At 70.9% G+C, this 19,732-nt stretch carries 18 protein-coding genes; 11 read left to right on the top strand and 7 right to left on the bottom strand.

Translation table 11 applies throughout. The features are described 5' to 3' along the window. Positions 1-93: 93 nt before the first annotated feature. The 3 genes from KBX71_RS13055 to KBX71_RS13045 all read left to right on the top strand — a co-directional run bounded on the left by KBX71_RS13055 (position 94) and on the right by KBX71_RS13045 (position 5,641). Positions 94-1,626, top strand: coding sequence for an acyl-CoA carboxylase subunit beta (locus KBX71_RS13055; RefSeq protein ID WP_210818187.1), 1,533 nt, complete (start codon positions 94-96; stop codon positions 1,624-1,626). Between the two features lie 78 nt (positions 1,627-1,704). Further along, on the top strand, positions 1,705-2,853 hold the full coding sequence (locus tag KBX71_RS13050; RefSeq protein WP_210818186.1) for an acyl-CoA dehydrogenase family protein: 1,149 nt from the start codon (positions 1,705-1,707) through the stop codon (positions 2,851-2,853). A gap of 133 nt (positions 2,854-2,986) precedes the next feature. After that, a complete protein-coding gene (locus tag KBX71_RS13045; protein WP_210818185.1) occupies positions 2,987-5,641 on the top strand; it encodes a helix-turn-helix domain-containing protein in 2,655 nt (884 codons plus the stop codon). 240 nt (positions 5,642-5,881) lie between these two features. Here the strand turns inward: KBX71_RS13045 and KBX71_RS13040 are convergent, their stop codons facing one another. After that, positions 5,882-6,400, bottom strand: a complete 519-nt coding sequence (locus tag KBX71_RS13040) for a MarR family winged helix-turn-helix transcriptional regulator (RefSeq protein WP_124816183.1) — start codon at positions 6,398-6,400, stop codon at positions 5,882-5,884. Between the two features lie 99 nt (positions 6,401-6,499). Here KBX71_RS13040 and KBX71_RS13035 point away from each other — a divergent pair, with 99 nt between their 5' ends. Together KBX71_RS13035 and KBX71_RS13030 are read left to right on the top strand one after the other, a co-directional pair. Further along, the gene (locus KBX71_RS13035) at positions 6,500-7,081 is read left to right on the top strand and encodes a YceI family protein (RefSeq protein ID WP_210818184.1); all 582 of its coding nucleotides are present in this window, start codon (positions 6,500-6,502) and stop codon (positions 7,079-7,081) included. 311 nt (positions 7,082-7,392) lie between these two features. Beyond that, on the top strand, positions 7,393-8,871 hold the full coding sequence (locus KBX71_RS13030) for a glutamate--cysteine ligase (RefSeq protein ID WP_210818183.1): 1,479 nt from the start codon (positions 7,393-7,395) through the stop codon (positions 8,869-8,871). Positions 8,872-8,997: 126 nt separating this feature from the next. On the opposite strand, the gene KBX71_RS13025 is transcribed toward KBX71_RS13030, so the two are convergent. Further along, entirely contained in the window at positions 8,998-10,446 is a 1,449-nt protein-coding gene (locus KBX71_RS13025; protein ID WP_210818182.1) for a hypothetical protein, read from the bottom strand. A gap of 123 nt (positions 10,447-10,569) precedes the next feature. Between KBX71_RS13025 and KBX71_RS13020 the strand changes: the two genes are divergently transcribed. Together KBX71_RS13020 and KBX71_RS13015 are read left to right on the top strand one after the other, a co-directional pair. Beyond that, positions 10,570-11,250, top strand: a complete 681-nt coding sequence (locus tag KBX71_RS13020; protein WP_210818181.1) for a PASTA domain-containing protein — start codon at positions 10,570-10,572, stop codon at positions 11,248-11,250. 160 nt (positions 11,251-11,410) lie between these two features. Next, entirely contained in the window at positions 11,411-12,253 is an 843-nt protein-coding gene (locus tag KBX71_RS13015; protein ID WP_210818180.1) for a PASTA domain-containing protein, read from the top strand. A 7-nt stretch (positions 12,254-12,260) separates the two neighbouring features. On the opposite strand, the gene KBX71_RS13010 is transcribed toward KBX71_RS13015, so the two are convergent. Together KBX71_RS13010 and KBX71_RS13005 are read right to left on the bottom strand one after the other, a co-directional pair. Continuing rightward, positions 12,261-12,722, bottom strand: coding sequence for a hypothetical protein (locus KBX71_RS13010; protein ID WP_210818179.1), 462 nt, complete (start codon positions 12,720-12,722; stop codon positions 12,261-12,263). Between the two features lie 98 nt (positions 12,723-12,820). Beyond that, positions 12,821-13,105, bottom strand: coding sequence for a hypothetical protein (locus KBX71_RS13005; protein WP_124822071.1), 285 nt, complete (start codon positions 13,103-13,105; stop codon positions 12,821-12,823). Positions 13,106-13,724: 619 nt separating this feature from the next. Between KBX71_RS13005 and KBX71_RS13000 the strand changes: the two genes are divergently transcribed. The 3 genes from KBX71_RS13000 (at position 13,725) to KBX71_RS12990 (ending at position 15,396) form a co-directional block, all read left to right on the top strand. Further along, on the top strand, positions 13,725-14,606 hold the full coding sequence (locus KBX71_RS13000; protein WP_091396372.1) for a helix-turn-helix transcriptional regulator: 882 nt from the start codon (positions 13,725-13,727) through the stop codon (positions 14,604-14,606). After that, entirely contained in the window at positions 14,576-14,797 is a 222-nt protein-coding gene (locus KBX71_RS12995) for a DUF397 domain-containing protein (RefSeq protein WP_124822070.1), read from the top strand. The genes KBX71_RS13000 and KBX71_RS12995 overlap by 31 nt, the downstream gene beginning before the upstream one ends. 200 nt (positions 14,798-14,997) lie before the next feature. After that, complete coding sequence (locus KBX71_RS12990) at positions 14,998-15,396, top strand: hypothetical protein (protein ID WP_210818178.1); 399 nt, start codon at positions 14,998-15,000, stop codon at positions 15,394-15,396. Here the strand turns inward: KBX71_RS12990 and KBX71_RS12985 are convergent. After that, positions 15,364-15,963: a hypothetical protein gene (locus tag KBX71_RS12985; RefSeq protein WP_210818177.1), complete on the bottom strand. Its 600-nt coding sequence runs from the start codon at positions 15,961-15,963 to the stop codon at positions 15,364-15,366. The genes KBX71_RS12990 and KBX71_RS12985 overlap by 33 nt on opposite strands. A gap of 217 nt (positions 15,964-16,180) precedes the next feature. On the opposite strand from KBX71_RS12985, the gene KBX71_RS12980 reads away from it, so the two are divergent. Beyond that, positions 16,181-17,737, top strand: a complete 1,557-nt coding sequence (locus tag KBX71_RS12980; protein WP_210818176.1) for a S8 family serine peptidase — start codon at positions 16,181-16,183, stop codon at positions 17,735-17,737. Positions 17,738-17,805: 68 nt separating this feature from the next. Here KBX71_RS12980 and KBX71_RS12975 read toward each other — a convergent pair whose 3' ends face one another. Both KBX71_RS12975 and KBX71_RS12970 read right to left on the bottom strand, forming a co-directional pair. Next, positions 17,806-18,612, bottom strand: a complete 807-nt coding sequence (locus KBX71_RS12975) for a WecB/TagA/CpsF family glycosyltransferase (protein ID WP_210818175.1) — start codon at positions 18,610-18,612, stop codon at positions 17,806-17,808. Beyond that, the gene (locus KBX71_RS12970) at positions 18,609-19,724 is read right to left on the bottom strand and encodes an NAD-dependent epimerase/dehydratase family protein (RefSeq protein WP_205780182.1); all 1,116 of its coding nucleotides are present in this window, start codon (positions 19,722-19,724) and stop codon (positions 18,609-18,611) included. The genes KBX71_RS12975 and KBX71_RS12970 overlap by 4 nt, the downstream gene beginning before the upstream one ends. Positions 19,725-19,732: the final 8 nt, after the last annotated feature.

Below are 19,732 nucleotides of genomic sequence, written 5' to 3'. Positions count from 1 at the left end.
GGCTCGACTGTCTGGTTCGCTCGTAGGTCGCCGACAGTCGCGCTCATGCGCTAGCCTAACGATCGTTCAGGTCAGTATGGCGGAGGAGTCGGCGTGACGCTCGACGGTGAGGCACTGGAGCAGCTGCGCAAGCGGGCCCGGTCCGGCGGCGCGGACAAATACCACGCGGCCAACGCGGCCAAGGGCAAGCTCTTCGCCCGTGAGCGGGTCGCGCTCCTGGTCGACGAGGGCTCGTTCGTCGAGGACGGCCTCTACGCCAACGCGCTCGCCGAAGGGCTGCCCGCCGACGGCGTCGTGACCGGCACCGCCACGATCGACGGCCGACAGGTCTGTCTGATGGCCAACGACTCCACGGTCAAGGCCGGCAGCTGGGGCGCCCGCACCGTCGAGAAGATCATCAGGATCATCGAGCGTGCGTACGGCGCCGGTGTGCCGATGGTCTACCTGGTCGACTCGGCCGGCGCCCGGATCACCGACCAGGTCGATCTCTTCCCCGGCCGGCGTGGTGCCGGCAAGATCTTCTGGAACCAGGTCCGCGCCTCGGGCTCGATCCCGCAGGTCTGCGCGCTGTTCGGTCCGAGCGCCGCCGGTGGGGCGTACATCCCGGCGTTCTGCGACGTGGTGGCGCTTGTCGACGGCAACGCGAGCATGTATCTCGGCTCCGACCGCATGGTCGAAATGGTCACCGGCGAGAAGACCACCCTGGAGGCGATGGGCGGGGCGAAGGTGCACACCGCCGAATCCGGCGTGGGGCACTTCCTCTGCAAGACCGAGGCCGACGCGCTCGACGTCGTGAAGACCTACCTGTCGTACCTGCCGGCGAACTGGACGCAACAGCCGCCGACCGCGCCGGCGGTCGCCGCGCCCGCGAAGGCCGACCTTGCCGCGCTGGTGCCGGCCAGCGAGCGGCAGGCGTTCGACATGCGACGGTACGTCAAGGGCCTGCTCGACGAGGGTTCGTTCTTCGAGATCCAGGCGCTCTGGGCCAAGGAGCTGACCATCGGCTTCGGCCGTCTCGACGGTCAGGTCGTCGGCGTGGTCGGCAACAACTCGATGTTCAAGGGCGGCGTGCTCTTCGTCGACTCGGCCGACAAGGCCACCCGGTTCGTGCAGCTCTGCGACGCGTTCAACGTGCCGCTGCTGTTCCTCAGCGACGTGCCCGGCTTCATGGTCGGCAGCGTGGTGGAAAAGCAGGGCATCATCCGGCACGGCGCCAAGATGATCACCGCGATCTCCGAGGCGACAGTGCCGAAGATCTGCGTGGTGGTCCGCAAGGCGTACGGCGCCGGTCTCTACGCGATGGCCGGCCCCGGGTTCGAGCCGGACGCCACGATCGCGCTGCCGACCGCGAAGATCGCCGTGATGGGCGCCGAGGCCGCCGTGAACGCGGTCTATGCCAACAAGATCGCCGCCATTCCGGACGAGGACGAGCGGGCCGCCTTCGTCGCCGCCAAGCGAGCCGAGTACGAGCAGGACATCGACGTCGTCCGACTCGCCAGCGAGCTGGTGGTGGATGCCATCGTCGAGCCGCACGACCTGCGCACCGAGCTGGTCCGTCGATTCGCGGCGGCGCGTACCAAGGATCGGCACTTCTCCCGTCGTCGGCACGGCGTCACCCCGGTCTGATCATCGACTCAGGCCCGCACAGCGACCCGCCCCCGGCGTCACGAGCGCCGAGGCGGACCGTCCTTACAGGAGGATGAGATGGACTTCCGGCTCACCGACGAACAAGAGGCGCTGCGCGAGAGCGTGCGGGAATTCGCCCGCGAGGTGGTCGCCCCGGTCATCGCCGAGCACTACGAGCAGCACACGTTCCCGTACGAGGTGATCCGGCAGATGGGCAAGATGGGCCTGTTCGGCCTGCCCTTCGCCGAGGAGCACGGCGGCATGGGCGGCGACTATTTCGCGCTCTGCCTGGCCCTGGAGGAGTTGGCCCGGGTCGACTCCAGCGTGGCCATCACGTTGGAGGCGGCGGTCTCGCTGGGCGCGATGCCGATCTACCGCTTCGGCACCGAGGAGCAGAAGGCAACCTGGCTTCCCCGGCTGCTCAGCGGCGAGGCGCTGGCCGGCTTCGGTCTCACCGAGCCGGGCACCGGCTCGGACGCCGCCGGCACGCGGACGCGGGCGGTGCTGGACGGCGACGAATGGGTGATCAACGGGTCGAAGGCGTTCATCACCAACTCGGGGACCGACATCACGGCCATGGTCACGGTGACCGCGGTGACCGGCACGAACCCGGACGGCTCGAAGGAGTTGTCGACGATCATCGTGCCGACCGGCACGCCCGGGTTCACGGTCGCGCCCGGCTACTCCAAGGTGGGGTGGACCGCCTCGGACACCCACGAGCTGACCTTCGACGACTGCCGGGTCCCGGCGGCCAACCTGCTCGGCGATCGGGGTCGGGGATTCGCGCAGTTCCTGCGGATCCTCGACGAGGGCCGGATCGCCATCGCCGCGCTGGCCGTCGGCCTCGCCCAAGGCTGCGTCGACGAGTCGATCAAGTACGCGAAGGAGCGGCACGCCTTCGGCCAGCCGATCGGCGTCAACCAGGCCATCCAGTTCAAGATCGCCGACATGGAGCTGAAGGCACACACCGCTCGGTTGGCGTACTACGACGCCGCCGCGCGGATGCTGGCCGGCGAGCCGTTCAAGCGGCAGGCCGCCATCGCCAAACTGCACGCCAGCACGATCGCTGTGGACAACGCCCGGGAGGCCACCCAGATCCACGGCGGGTACGGCTTCATGAACGAGTACCCGGTCGCCCGGTTCTGGCGGGACTCCAAGATCCTGGAGATCGGTGAGGGCACCAGTGAGGTGCAGCGCATGATCATCGCTCGGGATCTGGGCCTCTGAGTGGTCCCGCCGAGCTGATCGGCCAGTCGTCCCGGACGGGCTGTCCGTACGGCTGTCGGGTTTCGGCGAACGGGCGTCAGTAGCCCGACGTTCGACTGCCGACGGTCGGGGTCGATCCGTACTCTTCGTGCCCATGACTCCGGATCATGACCGGTCGCGGAGCCCGGCTGGACGTACCACTCTGCCGGAGCTGCTCCGCGGGCATCGCCGCGCCGCCGGCCTGACCCAGGCCGAGCTGGCGTCCCGGGCCGGGGTGGGTGTGCGGACGGTCCGTGACCTGGAGCGTGGCCGGTCGATCCGACCACAACGCACCACCGTCGAGCTGCTCGCCGGAGCGTTGGCACTGACCGGCACGAGCCGGGCGGCGTTCCTGGCCGCGGCCCGCGGCACCGGTGCCGAACCGGCCCCGCCGGGCGCCACCTCGACGACATTCGCGGTCAGCGGCAACGCCACGACGGCGGACGCACCCCCGGACCCGTCGGTCGCGCTTCCGCCGCCGGTCGCGTTGATCGGCCGGGAGCGTGACCTCACCGAGCTGGCCGGGATGCTGACCGCGGATCGAGGACCCCGGTTGGTGAGCCTCGTCGGGTTGGCAGGCGTCGGCAAGACCGCCCTGGCGACGTCGGTGGCGCACCTGGTGGCCGCCGACCACCCGGCGGGTGTCGCCGGGGTGCTGGTCGGCGAGGGGTCGGACGGTCCGGACGTGCTCGCCGCCTCGATGTCCGTGCTCGGCGTGGCGCGCCTGTCCGAACTCGTGGCCCTGCTCGCCGGGCGGCCGGCGCTGCTGGTGATGGACGCGGTGGAGCGCGCCCCGGGCCCGGTGGCCGCGACAGTGCACCGGTTGATCGGCGCACTGCCCTCGCTGCGGGTGCTGGTCACCGGGCGGCACCCGGTCGGGTTACCCGGTGAACGGGTCTGGCCGGTCGCGCCACTCGACGTCCCACCACCGGAGGCCGAGCACGGCGGCCTCGAATCGTGGCCGGCGGTGGCGTTGTTCACCGCCCGGCTCGCTCAGGTCCGCCGGGAACCGCCCACCCCCGCCGAGGTGCCGGCGCTGGCCGCGTTGGTCCGCCGGTTGGGAGGGCTGCCGTTGGCCATCGAGCTGATGGCCGCCCGGGGCCGACTCCTCGACCTCACCGAACTGCTCGACAGGTACGGCGACCGGGTGCTCGACCTCGCCACTCCCGCCGACACGTCCGCCCACCCGGGCTGGGACGCACCGGAGGCGCTCGATAGCCGGACGGGCGGACCCGACACCCGTGCGGCGGTGACGGTCGCCGTCACCCTGCGGGACGCTGTGGCGTTCAGCTACCGCCTGTTGGCGCCGGACGAGCGGGCCGCGCTGCGACAGTTGGCTGTCTTCGGTAACCGCTGGTCGGTCGAGTTGGCCGAGGAGATGCTCGCCGACGAGGCCGACCGGGACGGCACCGTGGCGATCGATCCGGTTCCGCTGTTGGACCGCTTCGTCGAGTTGGGGCTGCTGAGCGTACGCGGAACCGGCTCGTTCCGGTTCCGGCTGCTCGACGCGGTCCGTGAGTACGCCGTCGAGCAGGCGGCCGGTGGGGGTGAGCTGACCTGCATCCGGCGTCGACATGCGGAGGTCGTCGCGCGTCTGGTGGCCCGGACCGCCACCGACCTGGTCGGCCCACGGTTACCCGAAGCGGTGCGCCGGCTGGACGAGATGAGCAGTGACATCAGCTCGTCGTTGACCCACGCGGCTACCGACGACCCGTTGACCGCGCTGCGGCTGGCGGCATGCCTGACCCGCTGGTGGCGGTTCCGCGGACGCGACGTCGCCGGGCGACAGTGGCTGCGACGGCTGTTGGCGGACCCCCGGACCGCGGACGCCGATCCTCTCCTGCGGGGCTGGGCCACCCTCGGGGTCGCCCGGCTCGCCGCCGAACACGGCGCGGGCGCCGAGGAACTGTCGACGGCCCGCGCGGCGTTGGACACCTTCCGGCAGGCCGGCGACGTCACCGGGGAGTTGGAGGCGCGGAACGTGCTCGGCACCCTGCTGACCTCCGTCGGGCGGCAGGACGAGGCTCGCGAGCAGGCCGAGGCGTTGCTGCGGTTGGCCGCCCGCAATGGTCGGACCCGGGACCTGGCGGTGGCCCAGAACAGCCTCGCCTGGCACGAGATCCGCGCGGGCGACCTGGCTGCGGCCCGCCGCCGGCTCGCCGCTGTGGACCGCCTTGCCGCCGAGAGCGGGGAGCAGCGACTGCGGGTGTTGGGCTGGGCCAATCGCGCTGAGGTCGCCCGCCTGGAGGGCTGGTACGCGGATGCCATCGACCGTGGCCAGAGGGCGATCGCGGCACTGTCCGAGCTGGGTGATCCCGGCCGCCGCCGTCGGGTGCTCGGGACCGTCGGGCTGGCGCTCGCCCAGGACGGGCGGGTCGCGGAGGCGACCGAGGTGCTGACCGAGTTACGCGCCGGGGGCGCGGAGGCGCTGCCGGCGCGTCCGACCGTGCCGCGACCACGCTCGGACGATGCGGCGTTGGCCTGGGGCGGGCCGGAGGTCGGGCTCTGTGCGCTGATCGAGGGGAACCTGGCGCTGCACCGGGGCGACCGGGAGTTGGCTGCCGAGTGGTTCGCCGCCGCCGCCGACAATGCGGGGCAGGATCGCCGCGACGTGGTGGAGGCGCTGGTGGGACTGGCCGCGAGCACTGCGGACCCGGCGGTGCTCGATCGACTGGACCGGGTCTGTGTGGAGAGCGGCGTCCGGCTGTTGCCGCAGGAGACGGGCCTGCTGTACGCGCTGATCGCCGCCCGGGGTGGGCCGACTCGGTAGTCGCGACGAATCGGGTGCCCGTGCGTGCCTGCGCGTGCCCGCAACGGGAGAGTGGCGCGGGCGAAGAGCCCCCATTGGTGCTACCCCTCGCTGATCGCCCGCGCCGTCACCCCCCGGTGATCCCCGGTGCAGGAAGCCTGCCACCGGCGCGATGGCAGAAAGTCGGCTTGGACCGAATCCTCCAGCTTGGCTGGGCCAGTTCTGCCGGTCTTTCTGCCGCCGCCCGGCAACTGGTGCTTCTCAGTGCCGTCGGTTGGCGGTGTCGGTGTTGGCGATGTGCTCCGGGCTGACGTCGTCACTGCCGGCGGTGGCGCACGGATGCGCGGCGTCGCGGACCCGGCGCAAGCCGTCGAGGAGGGCCGCCAGCGCCTTGGGTTCGAGCTGCCCGGTGAACCACTGCTCGATCATCTGCAGGTGCCCCGGCAGCGTCTCGTTGAGGCGTTGCATCCCAGTGGCGGTGACCACCGCGTACGAGCTGCGTCGGTCGTTCGGGCAGGCCCGGCGGGTGAGTAACCCGTCGCGCTCCATCCGGTCCACCACGCGGGTCACTCCGCTGGTGGACAGTGAGGTCTGTGCGGCGAGGTCGGTCATGCGTAGTTGGTTGCCCGGCGAGCGGGCCAGTCGGGTGATGACCTCGAACTCGACCGCGGAGAGGCCGTGCTCCTCGAGTTGGGCGTTGAACCGGGCTGACAGCCCGGCGTGTGCCTCGAAGAGTAGGCCGACGGCGGTGATCCGGGGATCGTCGAAGACGTTGGTCACCCGTTCATCATACCAGTGCTTGACACGGGGAATATTGTTGCGGTTATAGTTGCTCAGGCAGTCGTTGGGCTATTAAACAATCCCCTGGAGGACAGCAGCATGACCAGCAGCATCGATGCGGTTACCCGCGACTGGGACGGCCTCACCATCCCGGCGGCCGGCACCTACGCGCTCGACGTGGCGCACAAGCGGGTCGGCTTCGTTGCCCGGCACATGATGGTGAGCAAGGTTCGCGGTGAGTTCAACGAGGCGACCGCCACCCTCACCATCGCCGAGGACCCGCTGCAGTCGTCGGTCGTCGCCACCATTCAGGCCGCCAGCGTCGACACCACCCAGGCCGACCGGGACGCGCACCTGCGCAGCCCCGAGTTCCTGGACGCCGAGAAGTTTCCGACGCTCGAGTTCCGCAGCACCGGAGTCAAGTCCCGTCGCGGCAGCGAGTTCGTGCTCGCCGGTGAGCTGACCATCAAGGACGTCACCCGTCCGGTCGAGCTGGAGGTGGAGTTCGAGGGTGTCGGTCGCAGCCCATTCGGCCAGGACATCTTCGGCTTCTCCGCGAGTACCGAGATCGACCGCGAGGAGTTCGGCCTGACCTGGAACGTCGCCCTGGAGACCGGGGGCGTGCTGGTCAGCCGCAAGATCAAGATCGAGATCGAGGGCGAGGCCGTTCGTCAGGCCTGATCCCCTGGGATCGCCGGAGGGCCAGGGGGGATCCTCCCGGTGATCCGGAACGCAGGGCCCGCGCCGTACGCCGGCGCGGGCCCTGCGTCGTCTCCGCTCGTGGTAATTGTCACGAGTTGTTCGCGCCGCCATCGGGTCCAGTCGGTCGTCGACGGGGTACAGATGGCGCCACGAGCGCGTCCGCGCCGGTCGACGTCGGATCACCGCCGTCGGCCTCTGGCCCCGGTCAGGTGGGCGCTCTTACCGTGGATGCTTCACAAAGCGCTTCCGGGACGGCATGATCCCGACCGCGCCGGCCGTCGGGAGGACACATGGGCAGGGACGTCGCAGGGGGCGCCTTCACCCGGGATGATCGCGTCCGATATCGGCAGAAGGTGCGGCGGTGCCTGGACGTCTTCGCCCTGATGCTTGACGACTTCGGCTTCGACGCCGACCGGCCGATGACCGGCCTGGAGATCGAGCTCAACCTGGTCGACTCGGCAGCCGAACCGGCGATGCGCAACGAGGAGATCCTCGCCGACATCGCGGACCCCCTCTTCCAGACCGAGCTGGGGCAGTTCAACCTGGAACTCAACGCCGAGCCCCGACTGATCGAGGGCACCGGTTTCGCCGACTACGAGCACGACCTGCGCGGCAGCCTCTCCCGGGCCGACGAGCGTGCCGCCAGATCCGACGCGAAGATCGTCCTGGTCGGCATCCTGCCCACCCTCACCGAGGGGCACCTCGTCGAGGACAATCTCTCCACCAACGAGCGGTACCGGGTGCTCAACGACCAGATCGTCGGCGCCCGGGGCGAGGACATCGAGCTGGACATTCGCGGTGTCGAGCAGTTACGGACACACACCGACTCGATCGCCCCCGAGGCCGCCTGCACGAGCCTCCAGTTTCACCTCCAGGTCGCCCCGGACAGCTTCGCCGACTACTGGAACGCGTCCCAGGCCATCGCCGGCGTGCAGGTGGCGGTCGGAGCGAACAGCCCCTTCCTGTACGGCCGCCAACTGTGGGCCGAAACGCGGATCGCCCTGTTCCAGCAGGCCACCGACACGCGCCCGGACGAACTCAAGGCCCAGGGCGTACGGCCGCGGGTGTGGTTCGGCGAACGGTGGATCACCTCGATCTTCGACCTGTTCGAGGAGAACGTCAGGTACTTCCCGCCGCTGCTGCCGATCTGCGAGGACGAGGACCCGGTGGAGGTCCTGCACGCCGGCGGTGTGCCACAGCTCGGGGAGCTGCGGTTGCACAACGGCACTGTCTACCGGTGGAACCGTCCGGTCTACGACATCATGAACGGCCGCCCCCACCTGCGGGTGGAGAACCGGGTGCTTCCGGCCGGTCCGACGGTGGTGGACATGCTGGCCAACGCGGCCTTCTACTTCGGGCTGGTACGCGGTCTGGCCGAGGCCGACCGTCCGATCTGGAGCCAACTCACCTTCAGCTCCGCCGAGGAGAACTTCCACGCCGCCGCCCGACGTGGCCTCGACGCCGCACTGCACTGGCCGGGGCTCGGCGACGTGCCGGTCACCAAGCTGGTCCTGGAGCAACTGCTGCCCACCGCCGCCGCCGGCCTGGACGGGTTCGGCGTCGCCCCGGCGGAGCGGGATCGGCTGCTCGGCATCATCGAGCAGCGCTGCCGTACCGGCCGCAACGGTGCCGTCTGGCAGACCGAGGCGGTCTGGGCGGCGGAACGGCGCCACGGCATGGACCGGACGGCCGCGCTGCACCACATGGTCCAGCGCTACGCCGAACTCCAGCGCACCAACAAACCAGTCCACACCTGGCCAACCGACTAACCCCACCCCCCCCGGCCACCCCACGACCGCGTTGATCATGAAGTTATTGCCATGACACGCCGGTCGGGATGGCAATAACTTCATGATCAACAGGGTCGGAGGCGGGGTCCCTGGTGGGGGTGGGGGTTAGTTGGTGGTGCGGCGGGAGGCTCGGGTGCGCCGGCTGCCGGGGGGCAGGTCCTCCGCTGCTGCTTCGGTGGGACGGTCCGGGTCCGTTCGGGGGGCGGGGACCTGCGGTACGGGGGCGGCCTCGCCTGGCAGTGAGCCTGCCCTGGGTGCCTGTGGTGCGGCGTCGGCCCTTCTGCGCCGCGCTGCGGTGCCGGCCGTCGACGTCACGGTTCCGCCCGTCGACGCTGGGGTTCCGGCGGTCGAGCCGGTCATCGGCGACCCGGGGTCGGTTTCGGCGATCGGGGCCGGGTCGGCCAGCGCGTCCCGCGCAACCGCACCCCGATCGGCCGGGCGGTTCTGCTCGGCCGCTCGGTTCCGCTCGGTTCGCTCACCGAGGCGGGCGGCCAGCACCGAGCCGCCGATACCGGCGATGACCGAGTACGGGGCGATCAGCTGGGTGGACAGCTGCGCGGGGCCCAGCGTCGACCAGTGCGGCAGGGTGGTCAGGTAGGCGAGCGCGACGAGCACGGGGCCAGCCGCGCCGGAGGCCGCCGCACCCACGCGGTGGCCGCCCGAGCGGGCGGATCGCCGGGCGGCCAGTACGCCGATCAGCAGCGCGGGCACCAGCGCCAGCAGAGCGCCGGGCCAGTAGAGCTGGCCCCCGATCCAGTATCGGGTGTGGTCCGGGTCGAGCTGCCAGGTGCCGAGTTGGGCGCCGGTCAGCCCTCGTCCGACGCGTACCCCGTCGATCACCGAGATCACCGCGAGCAGCCAGAGCCAGGCGGCCGTCGCGGTCACGTTGACCGCGGCGGCTCGGGAGCGAAGCGCCCAGATCGCGACGAGGACGCCGATCAGGATGCCCAGCGTCGCCTGTACGGCGGCCGTCCGTTGCGGTGCGCCGGTGTCCGCGCCGGTCGCGACTCGCGCGGGTACGGCGATCAACAGCACGGTGACCAGCCCGCCCAGCCCGGCGCCGAGCGCCAGGGTCACCCGCCGCAGCAGGCTGCCACCGGCGTGGACCGGCGGCTCGGCCACCTGGGGTGGCGTGCCCGCCACCCCATGCTGGGCGGTGTCGGCGGTCGGTGGACGCCCGTCACCCGAGGTTTCGTGCTCCGACGCCCGATCGCCGCGCTGCGTGCCCTCGGGGCGCACAACACCGTCGGCCGCGCTCCCCGGAGAGATCGCGGTCTCCGGAGAGGCCGCGCTCCCCGGAGAGATCGCGGTCTTCGCCGGGGCGTTCCTTTGGTGGAGCCGCTGCGCGCAGACCGCGCCGAGGACTGTCGAACTGGCGGCGAGCCAGGTGGCCCAGGCCAGGCCGTCCGCCCAGGCTGTGTCGGACGCACCGGCATCGGTGGGCGTCCAGGTGATGACTCCGAGCCCGTAGCCGAAGCCCAGTTGTGCGGCACCGGCGCCGGCAGCGACCCCGATCGCCGTCGCGATCGACACTCCCCAGCCCTGTCTGGCCATGCCGGGCAGCGTAACGTCCCGTCGTCGGCGCGGCGAGTCGCAACGACCCGCCGGAGTGGACCGCCGGTGCGGGCGGATTGGGCGGCGGGCGGTACGGTCGCCGGTGATGAGGCGGTGGGCGTTATGACGGACACGAACACGGGCCAGCAGAATGCCGCAGGTGGCGGTGCGGGCCGGGCCAGCGTCGTGCTCGGTGGTGGGTTGGCGGCGGTGCTGCTCGCCGCCGTGGGCGCGACCGGCGGCTGGTTGCTGGCCGGAGGGGACGACGCACCCTCTGGTGATCCGCTGGCCGTTACGACCACGGCTGGCGCGTCGACCACCCGGGCCACCGCACCCCGACCGAGCAGCGGCCGGCCGACACCGTCGGCGGTCCAGACCTCCGCCACCTCGACCAAGGGGGCCGGCCTGACCGTGCCGCCGGTGATCGGCACCGACTTCGAGCAGGCCCGGGAGACGCTGCGCAAGCAGCGGCTGGGTTGGCGGCTGGTCTTCGGTGGCGGCGTCGGCCGTACGGTCGAGAGCACCACGCCGGACGTGGGCACCGAGGTCACTCGGGGGACGACTGTGCAACTACGGGTCGCCGGGCCGGCGCCGGCCGCCGAGGTGCCGGACGTGGTCGGCAAGAGTTGCGCCGACGCCGCCGACGAGTTGGTCGACGAGGGCCTCTACCCGCGCTACGTCAGCGGACGCAATGGGAAGGTCAACCGGCAGGAGCCCGCCGAGGACGGCCCGGCTCGGTGGAACGACCAGGTCAGCATCTGGTGTGGCTCCGACAGCCAGCCGACCGCGAAACCCACGCCCTGATTTCAGGCCGGCGAGTCGAGCCCTCCAGCGCGTACCCGCCGTTCTGCCTCGCCGGCAACCGGCGCGGCTCGGCACGCTGATCCCCGCCGATGGTGGTGTGGGCGACTAGGTTGGCGGTCGAGGGCCATGACGCCCGTCCGGGTTGGGGAAAGGACGTGCGATGAGCGACGACCGCCAGGAGCCTCCCGCCGGCGAGCACGACGACGACCGGACCCGCCCCCTGCCCTCCGCCGCTGACCGCCCGGGGCCGTCCGGAGCAGCCGCTGACCGGCCGGAGCCGACGCCAGCCGCCACCGACCCGGACGAGACGGCACCGATCGACCGGACCGTCCCGGCTCGCCCCGAGCCGTCGCCCGACCAGACCATGCCGATTGATCGGGCCGCTGGCACCCGGCCGGGTCCGCCCGCCGACCGGACGGCGCCGATACCGCCGTCGTGGGCCGGGCGGGCCGAGGTGCGCTCGCCCCGGCCGGATGACCCGGGCGCAGAGTGGTACGTCGAGGAGCAGGGTGGTCGGCGGTGGTGGTTGCCGATCCTCTGGGGCGTACTGGCGCTGCTGCTCGCCGGCCTGCTCGGGGGCGCGCTCTGGTTGGTGCTCGCCCAGCGGGATGACGACCGGGACGGTCCGGGGTCCACCCCCTCGCTTCCGCCGACCAGCGCCCCCAGCGCCCCGCCGTCCAGCGCAGCCCCGACGTCGGCGGCGCCCACAAGTGAGTCGCCGAGCAGCTCGGCGACCACGGACGCGCCGGACGAGCTGTCGGTGCCACCGCTCGCCGGCCTGCCGCAGGCCACCGCCGAGGGGCTGTTGGGTCGACTCGGCCTGGCCTACCGGGTGGTGTACCGGCCGTCGGAGCTGCCACCGGGAACTGTGGTGGGCACCGAGCCGGGAGCGGGCACGTTGGTGTCGACCGAGGACGAGGTCTTGTTGATCATCTCGCAGGCCCGGCCCTCGACCGGGGCGAGCCCGACCACGCCGAGCCCCACCGTGACGACCACGCCGTGACCGCTGGTCACCACATTCGGCGGCGGGTGCCGACGAGGCCGATGCCGGCCAGCGAGATGGCGAGGCCGAAGATGCCGGACCAGAACAGGGAGCGGCGGATGTCCGTGGCGCTGTGGCCGGTCGGAGCAGCTTCGGTGAGTGCTTGAGGGCCGTCGGACTGGCCGCCGGCACCCAGGCCGGACACCGACCCGGTCGGGCCGGCACCATCGGCGTGGTCCGCCGGGGCGTCGGTGTCGATCCAGCCGGGTTCCTCGTAGACCGACTGACCGCCGCTCGTCGGCGGGTCGGAGTCGAGCACGGTGATCTCCGGTGCGGGCACCGGTGCGGTCAGCCGGGTGGACGACATTGCCGGGTCGCGGACGAGAACCAGGAGTGTCGCCATCGCCCCGAGGAGGGCGAGGAGTCCGAAGGCATAGGCGATACGGGAGCGGTGGTGCCGCCGCAGGGCGGGCTGATTGACCATGACCATCCCAGGGTCAGGGTCCTGGACGAGCGGGTGGAACGGTGCCGGGGTGGGCGTACCGATTCTATGGCGACGGCACGCCCACCGGCGGCGGATCGGGTCGGTCAGCCCACCCGGACCGGGGTACGCGCGACCGGGCGGCGGGCCCGCACGGTGTGCGGACGGGGTTCGGGGGCGGCCTGCAGTTGCTGCAGCCCTTCGCGCTGCACGAAGATCGACCGTCGGGTGACAGCGTCGCCCGCGGCGTTCAACTCGTAGCCGTCGAGCCAGAGCCAGCCGTCATAGGTCGGCCAGTCGAGCACCCGGATCACCCGGAACTTGATCGGCCTGAGGAACTGGACACTCGCCGCGCGAGTCACGTGCACTACGTCACCGGTGCGGGGAAGCACATGGGCTCCTGGGGAGGATCGGCCGGCGGTTGCGCCGGCGGTGCCTGAACGGGGGACGTCTCGGCCGGTGACGGGGTCGTGCCTCGTGAACCGGTGGTGCGGATGGCGGTGGTCGGGCCGTACCCGCTGGTGACGTGCCGCCACCCGACCACCACCCGGTTGCTTCCGGGAGCCGCGCCCGCCGCCGCAGCTTGCCGGCTTGCAGCGGCGGGGTCTTTACCCCGGAGCAGGTGTCGTGGGCCGGGCCCGCGTCGTGCCCGGCTTCCCCGGATCGGTGGGGTCACCACTCCGAGGGACCGAACGGAGACGCTGAGTGATCCGTGCCATACGGACAGAGTGCATCAGGGACGTGCTTCATGCAAGTTGCACGTCGACTTTTGCCGATACGTGAGCGTGTCGCGCGAACGGCCTATTGAAGCCATCCGCGTGCGGACGGCACACTGAGAGCCGGTTTCGCCCGTCGCGGCCGGCCGAGGACCGGCACCACCCCCTTCGTCGCGAACGCTCGCCGGTCGACGATCGCGCCCCCGGCGGGTGTCACCCAGTGGCGCGTTACCGGAGGTAGCCCGAGTGGGGTCGAGCAGCCAGCGGCGGGGACCAGAGACTCACGGGTTGCGCGATGAGTGAGCGGCGCAGTCCCACCATCAGACGGCGGCGGCTCGGGGCCGAGCTGCGTCGCCAGCGGGAGTCCGCCGGGATCACCATCGAGGTGGTCGCCGAACAGTTGGAGTGCTCGGCGTCGAAGGTCTCCCGGATCGAGACCGGCCACACCACGGCCACCCCTCGCGACGTGCGGGACATGCTGCGGATCTACGGCGTGGTCGGCGCCGAGAGCGACGAACTCGTGCAGATCGCCCGGGAGGCCCGCCAAAAGGGCTGGTGGCACCCCTACAGCACGGTGCTCGTCGGCGCGTACGTCGGGCTGGAGGCGGCGGCGAGTTCGATCCGGGCGTACGAACAGCAGGTCGTTCCGGGTCTTCTGGAGACCGAGGAGTACGCCGGGGCCATGATCCGCGCCGCTCGGCCGGACTTCACGGCGGATCAGGTACATCAAAGGGTGCGTGTCCGTTTGGGTCGTCAGTCGTTATTGACCCAGGACGATCCGGTCGATCTGTGGGTGGTGCTCGATGAGGCGGTGGTAAGTCGGCCGGTGGGCGGGGACGAGGTGATGCGCGGTCAACTCAAGCGGTTGGTCGAGGTGGCCGAGTTGCCGAACGTGACGCTGCAGATCCTGCCCTTCGAGGTGGGTGCGCACGCCGGCATGGACGGCACGTTCACGATCCTCAGCTTCCCTGAGCCCGGTGATCCGGATGTTGTGTACGCGGAGAACGCCACGGGTGGGCTCTTCCTCGAGAAGAGCGACGAACTACAGAAGTACAGCTTCATCTTCGATCACATCCGCGCTGCGGCCATACGTCCGGAGGAGTCCGTCGCACACATCGCAAAACTGGCAGAGGAGCCGTTGTGGAAATGGCGACCAAAGGGTTCCCCGTGGACCTGACGCAGGCAGCATGGTTCAAGAGCTCGAAGAGCGGGCCGAACTGTGACAACTGCGTGGAGGTGGCGTACGTGACGGGGGCGGTCGGAGTGCGGGACTCGAAGGACAAGGCGGGGCCCGCCCTGGTCTTCGCGCCGGGTGACTGGCACGCCTTCGTCGCGAACACCAGGGGTGGTGTGTTCGGCGCGGTCTGACCGAGTGGTCAGTGGAGTCCCCGTCCGGTTCGCCGGACGGGGACTTTGCCGTGTCCCCAGGAGGCGCGTCGCGGTGGCGGTCGGCGAGGTTCCGTCGGGATTCCCGTCGCCACAGCGCCCCCGTCTCGTTGAACCGGTCGGTACGGCGCTGGTCGACGACCCGCCGCACCGGCCCGCAACCGAGCGAGTAGGCGAGACGGATGACGACGATCGGTTCAGACAACCTCACCACCGGTCCGGCGAAGCCGGAGCGGTTCGGTGGCAAGTACCGCGGCGCTCGTCGGGACACGGTTCTGACCGAGGTGGTCTCGACCGACCAGGAGTTGAGTGGTCGGGAGGGCGCTTCCGAGACGACGGATCCTCCGCTCTCGCTGCCCTCACTGGACCCGAACCCGCTGATCGAGCCGTCGTTCCCGCCGTCGGGCTGGCCGATGCAGCCGCCCGAGTCGCTGGCTGACCACCCGTTGCTGCGTGGTCTGCTGATGGAGTTGCCGCCGAAGGGCACGGTGCCCTCGCAGGACTGGCTGGACCGCTGGTTCGAGGCGACCAGGTCGATCCTGGAGTTGCTATACGTGCAGGGCGCCAGCCGCCCGCGTTGACCGTGCGGCGGTGGGCTGGGCCCGCTCGGCGAGGCGGTTGTGGCGGAGCGCGTGCCGGACCCCGATGGCGACCACCGCGAGCGCGCCCACGGTTATCGCCGGCCCGGTGACACCGGGGTCGGCTCCGAGGTCGGCGCCGGCCGCCGCGATCATCGCCGGCAGCGTGGCCAGGGCGGTGACCTGTAGTGGCAGCCCGACGAGCGGGTGGGCCGCGGCGGCGCGCAGCCCGTGCGGCGCGGGGGTGGCGGGGGCGCTGGCGAACGCGCCAGCACCGGCCCAGAGCCGGCGGATCCGTCGTACCGAGCAGACCGTCGCCACGAGTGCCGGGACGGCGGCCAGGGTGAGCCCGGCGGCGGCCCGGTCGACCGGCGCGGTGCCGGCGCTGAACAGCCCGCCGCCGAGCACGGCCGCGGTGAGCGTCACGCCGGTGAGGGCCAACACCAGCAACCATCCGGTACGCCGGCGCAGCATGCGGGTGTTGCGCAGCCGGGGAAGGCCGTCGGCAACGACGCCGGCGGCCAGCCAGACGGCGGCGACCGGGAGCAGGATGGTGAGCTGACTCTCCATGTTCGAGAGTCTTTCCCGAATCCCGGCGGGGCGAATCCGGGTCCGTCCCCCGTTCACCCCGGACGGCGGGCCCGTAGGGGGTCATCACTCGAAGGTTATGGACGTTTCGGCATGTTCAACTGCCCGACGGCTGATCTACCCTCAGCTAAATCGGCGAGTGTCGATTGAGGTTGGGACCGGTGGTCACGTTCCGCCGCCGGTCAGAGGGAGGTAGGAGATGGGTCTTCCACGAAGGTCCGTGCTGATCGGGGTGACCGCGGCGACCATGCTGGCCGTCGGCACCCCAGCCCTGGCCGCCGAACCCGTCGGTGTGGTTCGGGCCGCCGGCGGAGCCACCGCCGTGCCGGACAGCTACATCGTCGTACTCAAGGACAGCGCCGTGGCCCGGGACCGGGTCGGCGACACCGCGAAGCGGCTCTCCGGCCGCCACGGCGGCACTGTGGCCCGCACCTACGGCGCGGCGCTGCGCGGCTTCGAGGCCAAGGTGAGCGCGAGCGCGGCGGCGCGGATCGCGGCCGACCCGGCGGTGGCGTACGTCGAGCAGAACCACACCGTCTCGATCTCCGGCACGCAGACCAACCCGCCCTCCTGGGGTCTCGACCGGATCGACCAGCGCAACCTGCCGTTGGACAGCTCCTACACCTACCCCAACACGGCGAGCAACGTGCACGCCTACATCATCGACACCGGCATCCGGTTCTCCCACAACGACTTCGGCGGGCGGGCCACCTCCGGCTACGACGCGGTGGACGGCGGGTCGGCCGACGACTGCAACGGGCACGGCACCCACGTGGCCGGCACCGTCGGCGGGTCCGCGTACGGGGTGGCCAAGGCCGTCCAGCTCGTCGGCGTACGGGTGCTGAACTGCTCGGGCAGCGGCACGAACGCCGGTGTGATCGGCGGTGTCGACTGGGTCACCGCGAACGCGATCAAGCCGGCGGTGGCGAACATGAGCCTCGGCGGCGGCGCGAACAGCTCGCTGGACAACGCCGTCCGCAACTCGATCGCCTCGGGTGTCACGTACGGCCTGGCGGCCGGCAACGACAACGGCGCGAACGCCTGCAACACCTCGCCGGCGCGCACCACGGAGGCCATCACGGTGGGCTCGACGACCAGCTCGGATGCCCGGTCGTCGTTCTCCAACGTCGGCACCTGCCTGGACATCTTCGCGCCCGGTTCGTCGATCACCTCGGCCTGGTACAACAGCAACACCGCGACCAACACGATCAGCGGCACCTCGATGGCCACGCCGCACGTGGTCGGAGCGGCGGCCCTGGTGGCCAGCGCCAACCCGAGCTGGACCCCGGCTCAGGTCCGCAACCAACTGGTGGCCAACGCGACCCCGAACGTGGTGAGCAACCCCGGCTCGGGCTCGCCGAACCTGTTGCTCTACGTGGGCACCGGCAGCACCCCGCCGCCGCCCACCGGCTGCGCCGGCGCCAACGGCACCGACGTGTCGATCCCGGATGCCGGCTCCGCGGTGACCAGCTCGATCACAATCTCCGGGTGCGGTCGCAACGCCTCCTCGGCCTCCACCGTGGCGGTGAACATCGTGCACACCTACCGCGGTGACCTGGTCATCGACCTGCTCGCCCCGGACGGCAGCTCGTACCGGCTGAAGAACAGCAGCACCTCGGACAGCACCGACAACGTGAACGCCACGTACACGGTCAACGTGTCCGGTGAGGCCGCCGACGGCATCTGGCGACTTCAGGTGCGGGACACCTACTCGGCCGACACCGGCTACATCAACACCTGGACCCTGACCGTCTGACCGGTCGTTGGACGACCGAGGCCCCGCCCGGTATCGCCGGGTGGGGCCTCGCGTCGTACGGATCGGGTTCAGACCGAGAAGCTGGCCGGCCGCTCGGTGGCCGGCGCCGGCGGGCGGGCCTTCCACAGGCCGGTCTTCTGCGCGGCGAGCCGGCCCAGGTAGGCCGGGTTGAGGATGACGTAGCGGCGCCAGAGCCTCTTCGGCTCCAGGCCGAGACGCCAGAGCCACTCCAGACCGGCGCGCTGCATCCACGGCGGGGGCTGGCGCAGCAGCCCGGCGTGGTAGTCGAAGGCCGCGCCGACCGCCATCAGCGGCATGTCGAGCAGCGGCCGCATGGCGTACGTGAAGACCTCCTGGCGCGGGCAGCCGAGCCCGACCAGGACCAGCCGGGCACCGCTGGACCGGATCCGGTCGGCGATCTCGGCGTCCTCGCCGGGCTGGACGGCACGGAACTTGGACGGCTCCACCCCGGCGATCTTCAGCGCGGGGAACATCCGTTCCAGGGCCGGGATCAACCGGGCGAGGGTCTCCTCGGTCGAGCCGTACAGGTAGACCGGTAGCCCCTCGTCGGCGAAGCGCGACAGGACGTGCAGGGTCAGGGTCGGCCCGTACACCCGGTCCCTGAGCCCGGCGTGGTGCAGCAGGTTGAGTGCCCACCGCACCGGCTGCCCGTCCGGTGTGACCACGTCGAAGGAGTTGAGCCGCGCGTTGTGCGCCGGGTCGAGCACCCCGGTCATCACACCGTGCACGGCCAGCGCGGTCAGCGCGAGGGGACGCCGCTCGTGTGCCGCGGTCACCACCGCGTCGGTCGCCGTGGCGTAGTCGGTCGCGTCGACCAGGACGCCGAGCACGTTGCGCTTGGTTCGGGTGCTCACGGCTGGGCCACCCACTTGTCCACGTTGGCCTCGTAGATTTCCCGCAGGATCATCGGCACGTCGTAAGTGATCTTCCAGTCCGGATACTGCGCCTCAAACCGGGCCATGCTGCTGACGTACCACTGGTGGTCGCCGGTGCGGTTCTGCTCGACGTAGTTGATCTGCGCCTCGCGGCCGGTGATCTCCTCCGCAATCCGGAACGCCTCGATGTGGGAGGTGTTGGAGTGCCGGCCGCCGCCAAGGTTGTAGACCTCGGCGGACCGCGGGGCCCGGAAGAACGCCTCGAACGCGGTCAGCACGTCGTGCGAGTGGATCGCGTCCCGGACCATCTTGCCCTTGTAGCCGAACAGGTTGTACGTCCGGCCCTCCATGACGCAGCGCATCAGGTAGGCCAGGAACCCGTGCAGCTCGGCAGCGGAGTGCGCCGGGCCGGTCAGGGTGCCGCCCCGGAAGCAGGCGGTCTTCATGTCGAAGTAGCGCCCGTACTCCTGGACCATCACGTCCGCGGCGACCTTGGAGGCGCCGAAGACCGAGTGCAGCGAGTGGTCGATCGACATCTCTTCGGTGATGCCCTGGTACCAGCGGTGGTCCTCGGGCAGCTCGTACCGGGTCTCCAGCTCGACCAGCGGCAGGCTGTTGGGCCGGTCACCGTAGACCTTGTTGGTCGAGCAGTGGATGAACGCCGCGTCGATCGCGTGCCGGCGGGTGTTCTCCAGCATGTTGAGCGTGCCGCCGGCGTTCACGTCGAAGTCCGTGAACGGCTCCTTGGCCGCCCAGTCGTGGCTCGGCTGCGCGGCGCTGTGGATCACCACGGCGATGTCCGAGCCGTACTTCTTGAACACCTGCTCCAGGCCGTCCCGGTCCCGGATGTCCACCGCGAAGTGGGTGTACGCGTTACCCAGATCACGGCCGAGCCGTTCCAGGCTCCACGAGGTGGAGCCGTCCTCGCCGAAGAAGTACCGGCGCATGTCGTTGTCGATACCGACGACATCCAGACCGAGGCCGGCGAAATGCCGGACCGCCTCGGAGCCGATCAGACCACCCGACCCTGTCACCAACGCGACACTCACACGCCACTCCTGGTCCATCGGAGGCAGAATCCATCGGAGCATAGCGTGAC

Source organism: Micromonospora sp. D93, from assembly GCF_018070365.1.
In the GTDB taxonomy this organism is placed as follows: domain Bacteria; phylum Actinomycetota; class Actinomycetes; order Mycobacteriales; family Micromonosporaceae; genus Micromonospora; species Micromonospora ureilytica.
Note: the sequence above shows the minus strand (reverse complement) of the source record. Positions and strands in the feature narration are given on the sequence as shown.